This is a genomic window from Streptomyces sp. FH025, assembly GCF_017427025.1.
GTDB lineage: Bacteria > Actinomycetota > Actinomycetes > Streptomycetales > Streptomycetaceae > Kitasatospora.
The window spans coordinates 1-6,254 of sequence record NZ_JAFLNG010000461.1 but is presented as its reverse complement, the minus strand read 5'-3'; the positions used below and the strand labels follow the sequence as shown (position 1 = coordinate 6,254).

The following is a 6,254-nucleotide window of genomic DNA, read 5'->3' as shown; positions in this document are numbered from 1 at the left end:
CTCGGCCGGCTCCTCGGCAGCCGCCTCGATCACCACGTGCGCGTTGGTACCGCTGATGCCGAACGCCGACACGCCGGCACGGCGGGGACGCCCCGTCTCCGGCCACGGCCGGGCCTCGGTGAGCAGTGAGACATGGCCCGCCGACCAGTCGACGTGCGAGGTCGGCGCGTCCACGTGGAGGGTCCGCGGCAGTTGCCCGTGCCGCATCGCCATGACCATCTTGATCACACCCGCCACGCCGGCGGCGGCTTGCGTGTGCCCGATGTTCGACTTCACCGACCCCAGCCACAACGGCTCGTCCCGCCCCTGACCGTAGGTCGCCAGGAGTGCCTGAGCCTCGATGGGGTCGCCAAGGGTGGTCCCGGTGCCGTGGGCCTCCGCCGCGTCCACGTCCGCCGTCGACAGTCCGGCATTCGCCAACGCCTGCCGGATGACACGTTCCTGGGACGGACCGTTCGGCGCCGCAAGCCCGTTGGAGGCGCCGTCCTGGTTCACCGCCGAGCCCCGCACCACCGCCAGCACCCGGTGACCGTTACGGCGGGCGTCGGACAGGCGTTCCAGCAGCAGCAGGCCGGCGCCCTCACCCCACGCCGTACCGTCAGCCGCCTCGGCGAACGCCTTCACCCGCCCATCGGCCGCAAGCCCCCGCTGCCGCGAGAACTCCACGAACCCCGCCGGCGTCGCCATCACCGTCACACCACCGGCCAGGGCCAGTGAGCACTCCCCCGCCCGCAAGGCCTGCGCCGCCAGATGGATCGCCACCAGCGACGACGAACACGCCGTGTCCACCGACACCGCCGGACCCTCCAGCCCCAGCAGGTACGACACCCGCCCGGACGTGGCGCTGGTGGCTGTTCCGGTGGCGAGAAAACCTTCGAGGTCCGGCGGCGGCTGGTTGCCGTAGCCGGAGGACCACAGGCCGGTGAACACGGCCGTGCGGCTGCCGCCGAGTGTGGTCGGGTCGATACCGGCGTACTCGAAGGTCTCCCAGGCGGTTTCCAGCAGCACCCGCTGCTGCGGGTCCATCGCCAGTGCCTCGCGCGGCGAGATACCGAAGAACCCGGCGTCGAAGCCGGCGCCGTCGGCGAGGAAGCCGCCCGACCGGCTGTAGGTCGTGCCCGGCCGGTCCGGGTCAGGGTCGTAGACGACGTCCCATCCACGGTCCGGCGGGAATTCGGTGATCGCGTCGACACCGTCCGAGACAAGCCGCCACAGGTCGGCCGGGGACTCCACTCCGCCCGGGTAGCGGCAGCCCATGCCGATGATCGCGATCGGCTCGCGCGCGGCCTCCTCCATGTCGGAGAGGCGCTTGCTGAGCACTCCCAGGTCGGCCGTGGCGCGCTTGAGGTAAGTGCGGAGCTTCTCTTCGTCGGACATGACTACTCCTCAGCGTTTCGGGACTCGCCCGAGCGGATGACCTCGGTCCTGCGGTGTGCATCGTCCAGAAGGCTGAACAGTTCGTCGTCGCTGGCCTCGTCGACACCGGCCGCGGAGCCGGTGCGTTTGGCGGTCCAGGCCGCGAGGAGTGCTTCGAGGCGGGCCGCGACGGTCTCGTAGTCGGCGTCGGCGGCTGCCGCGTCCAGGGTGGACTTGAGCTGGTCGAGTTCGGCGAGCAGGGGGTCGGGTTGGGTGCCGTGCAGCCGTGTGTGCACGAAGGCGGCGAGTCGGGCCGGTGTCGGATGGTCGAAGACGAGCGTGGCGGGCAGGCGCAGGCCGGTGTCCGCGTCGAGCTGGTTGCGCAGTTCCACGGCGGTGAGCGAGTCGAACCCGATGTCGGTGAACGCCTGGTCGGGGTTGACCGCCTCCGGTGACGAGTGCCCCAGGACGAGGGCGACCTGGCCCACGACGAGTCGCAGCACGTCGGCCTGCGTCCACACGCGGTCGACGGCCTGCCTGCGCCGGGGCCGTACCAGCTCCCGCAGCAGGGCGGGCGGGTCGCCGGCGCGACGCAGCGTCGGCAGGTCGAACCTGACGGGGGCGAGGGCGGGAGTGCCCGCGGTCAGCGCGGCGTCGAACAGGGCCAGCGCGTCCGTCGTCGGCAGCGGCCGTACGCCGGCCCTGGCCAGGCGGTGCCGGTCGGTGGCGGTCAGACCTCCGGTCATGCCGCTGGCCTCCGCCCAGTAGCCCCAGGCGAGCGACACGGCCGGCTGTCCCTGGGCGTGCCGGTGTGCGGCGAGGCCGTCGAGGTACGCGTTCGCCGCCGCGTAGTTCGCCTGGCCCGCGCCGCCCAGCACACCGGCCGCCGACGAGAACAGCACGAACGCCTCCAGGTCCGAGGTCAGTTCGTGGAGGTGCCGCGCCGCGAGGGCCTTCGGCTCCCACACCCGCGCGAACTGCTGCGGGGTGAGGGATTCCACGACGGTGTCGGCCAGCGTGCCCGCGGTGTGGATCACCGAGGTGACCGGATGTTCGGCGAGCAGCCGCGCCACCGCCTCGCGGTCGGACACGTCGCACGCCACGATGTCGGCGGTCGTGCCCAGCGCGGCCAGGTCGGCGGTCAGCGCGGCCGCGCCGGGGGCGTCCGGGCCGCTCCGGCTGACCAGCAGCAGGTGCCGCACGCCGTGCCGTACGGCGAGGTGGCGGGCGATCGTGCCGCCCAGGGTGCCGGTGCCACCGGTGACGAGCACCGTGCCCTCGGGGCTGAGCGGCGAGGGCAGCGGTTCGGTCCGCGCCCGTTCGAGGCGGGGGACGTGAACGGCGCCGGCGCGGATCGCGAGCTGTGGTTCGTCGCCGGCCAGCCGGACCTCGTCGCCGTCGTCACCGTCGACCAGCACGAACCGGCCGGGGTGCTCGGTGGCGGCCGACCGGACCAGGCCCCAGACGGCGGCCGCCTGCGGGTCGACGTCCTCGCCCGGCCGAACCGGCACGGCGTTGCGCGTGGCGACCACCATGCGCGGGGTGTCCGTGGTGAGGAAGTCCTGGATCACCCGCAGGGTCTCGACGGGCGATGTGGCGTGGTGGACCGGGATGTCCGGTTCGGTGGTCGCCGCTTCCAGGACCGGCCACGCCACCTGGTACGGCACGTCCTGCGTGGTGGCCCCGGCCGGCCGACGCAGGGTCAACGAGGCGATCTCGGCGACCGGCGCGCCCGACTGGTCGGCGAGGCCGATCGCGCAGGTGTCCTGGCCGGTCACGGTCAGCCGGACCCTGGCGTGCTCGGCGCCGCGCCACCAGGAGATCCCGGCGAAGGAGAACGGCATCTTCGCCCGGTCGTCGGCGACGGTCACGGTCTGGATCGCGGCGTCGAGCAGCGCGGGGTGCAGGGCGAACCGGGTGTCGCCGGGGGGTACGGCCACCTCCGCATAGAGGGTGTCGCCGTCGCGCCAGGCCGCTCGCAGACCTTGGAAGGCCGGGCCGTAGACGAATCCGGCGTCGGCCAGGTTGTCGTAGAAGGCGTCGAGGTCGACGGCTTCGGCGTTCGGCGGCCACTGCCGTGCCCAGGGCTCCCGTGGTGCGACGGGTACGGCGCCCAGGGTCCCGGTGGCGTGCCGTACCCACTCGCCGTCCGCGCGCGAGTGGATCGAGACGCTGCGCCGGCCCGCCCGGTCGGGGCCGACGGTCACGGACACCTGCACGCCGTCCGCGACCACCAGCGGTGTCTCCAGCGTCAGGTCCTCGACCGCCGGGCAGCCGACGTGTTCGCCGGCCCGGAGCGCCAGGTCCACGAACGCCGCGGCGGGCAGCAGGGGCGAGCCCGAGATGACGTGCTCGGTGAGCCATGGCTGCGCGGCGGTGGCGAGTTGTCCCGTCAGCACCACGCCGTTGTCGTCGGGGAGTTCCATGGCGTCCCGCAGCAGCGGGTGGTCGATCCGGCCGTCACCGGTCGGCGCCGGGGTGGTGGGCTGGAGCCAGTAGTGCTGGTGCTGGAAGGCGTACGACGGCACGCGCACGCCCGACGTCCCCGCCGTCGTGGTCGTGATCGTGGGGGGCGTCCAGCGCACGGCGCCGTCCGCCCACAACCTCCCCAGCCCCGCGAACAAGCGCTCCGGAGAATCACCACCACGCCGCATCAACCCGGTCCCCACCAGCAGCGGATGCGGACCCACCTCCACCAACCCCGTAACACCCTGGCCCGACAGCCACTCCACTGCGTCGGCGAACCGCACCGGCTCCCGCACCTGCCGCACCCAGTACCCGGGCTCCCCCAGGTCCACCGGACGCCCGGCCACCGTCGAGACCACCGGGATCACCGGCTCAGCGAACGACAGACCCGCCGCCACCTCGCCCAGTTCCTCCAGCACCGGATCCATCCGCGCCGAATGGAACGCGTGACTGACCTCCAGCCGCTTCACCCGGCGCCCACGGCCCCGCCACACCTCAGCGACCGCCTCGACCGCGGCCTCGTCGCCCGACACCACCACCGCGTCCGGCGCGTTGACCGCCGCCACCTCGGCACCCGGCACCAGCGACCCCGTCACCTCCTCCAGCGACGCCTGGAGCGACACCATCGCCCCACCACCGGGCAGGCCCTGCATCAACCGGCCGCGTGCCCCCACCAGCGCACACGCGTCCTCCAGCCCCAGAACCCCCGCGACATGAGCCGCGGCCACCTCACCGACCGAATGCCCCACCACGAAGTCCGGCCGCACACCCAGCCACTCCACCAGCCGGAACAGCGCCACCTCCAGCGCGAACACCCCAGCCTGCGTGAACTCCGTCTCCCCCAGCACCCCTTCCTCGTCCTCGAACAGCACCTCCACCGGCAGGCCCAGCAACCCGCACACCTCGTCCAACACCCGGGCGAACACCGGGAACTCCCGGTACAAGCCCCGCCCCATCCCCGCCCACTGACCACCCTGACCGGAGAACACGAACGCCGACCTGCCCGAGTCGCGGGCCTCACCGGTCACCAGCCCGGGATGCGCCTCCCCGCGCAGCAGGGCCGCCAGTGCCTCCGGTCCCGTCACCATGGCCCGGTGGGCGAACCGGGTCCGCGCGGCGAGCGCGGCGGCGATTCCGTCCGCGTCGGGGGCCTCGGCCGCGTACGCCTGCAGCCTGCGGGCCTGGGCCCGGAGCGCCTGCTCGGACTTGGCCGACAGCAGCCACGGCACCGGCACGACGGCCGCAGAAGCCGGATCGTCGGCAGGGGACTCGGGCGATGTCTCCTCGGCCGGGTCCGGGGCCGGTGCCTCCAGGATCACGTGCGCGTTGGTACCGCTGATGCCGAACGCCGACACGCCGGCACGGCGGGGACGCCCCGTCTCCGGCCACGGCCGGGCCTCGGTGAGCAGCGAGACCTGGCCCGCCGACCAGTCGACGTGGGAGCTCGGCGCGTCGACATGCAGCGTCGGCGGCAGTTCACCGTGCCGCATCGCCATCACCATCTTGATCACACCCGCCACACCGGCCGCCGCCTGCGTGTGCCCGATGTTCGACTTCACCGACCCCAGCCACAACGGCTCCACCCGGTCCCCGCCGTAGGTCGCCAGCAGCGCCTGCGCCTCGATGGGATCGCCGAGAGTGGTGCCGGTGCCGTGGGCCTCCACCGCGTCCACCTCGGACGCCTCCAACCCGGCATTGGCGAGGGCCTGACGGATCACCCGCTCCTGCGACGGACCGTTCGGCGCGGTCAACCCATTGGACGCCCCGTCCTGGTTCACCGCCGAGCCCCGGACGACCGCCAGCACCCGGTGACCGTTACGGCGGGCGTCGGACAGCCGTTCCAGCAGCACCAGGCCGGCGCCCTCACCCCACGCCGTACCGTCAGCGGCCTCGGCGAACGCCTTCACCCGCCCATCGGCCGCAAGCCCCCGCTGGCGGGAGAAGTCGATGAAGGCGGCGGGTGTCGCCATGACCGTCACACCGCCGGCCAGGGCCAGTGAGCACTCCCCCGAGCGCAGCGCCTGCGCCGCCAGATGGATCGCCACCAGCGACGACGAGCACGCCGTGTCCACCGACACCGCCGGACCCTCCAACCCCAGCAGGTACGACACCCGCCCGGAGGTCACACTCGTCGCCGTGCCGGTGGCCACATAGCCGTCCGCGTCGCGCGAGATCTGGTCCACTCCGCCCGCGTAGCCGGATGCCCAGATGCCGGTGAAGACGCCCGTCTGGCTGCCCCGCAACGACGTCGGATCGATCCCCGCGTCCTCGAACGTCTCCCACACCGTCTCCAGCAGCACCCGCTGCTGCGGATCCATCGCCAACGCCTCACGCGGCGAGATCCCGAAGAACGCGGCATCAAAGCCACCCGCGTCCCCCAGAAAACCACCCGACCGCGTGTACGACGTCCCCGGACCACCGGCCGGATCGTA

Annotated in this window: 2 protein-coding genes; both read right to left on the bottom strand. The window is 73.1% G+C overall.

Features of this window, described 5'->3' with window-relative positions; genetic code table 11:
• The coding region (locus J0670_RS26750; protein ID WP_207814240.1) for a beta-ketoacyl synthase N-terminal-like domain-containing protein at positions 1 to 1,377 on the bottom strand (1,377 nt) is incomplete at its 3' end.
• Between the two features lie 2 nt (positions 1,378 to 1,379).
• Positions 1,380 to 6,254: type I polyketide synthase (locus J0670_RS26745; RefSeq protein WP_207814239.1), on the bottom strand; the 4,875-nt coding region annotated here is incomplete at its 5' end.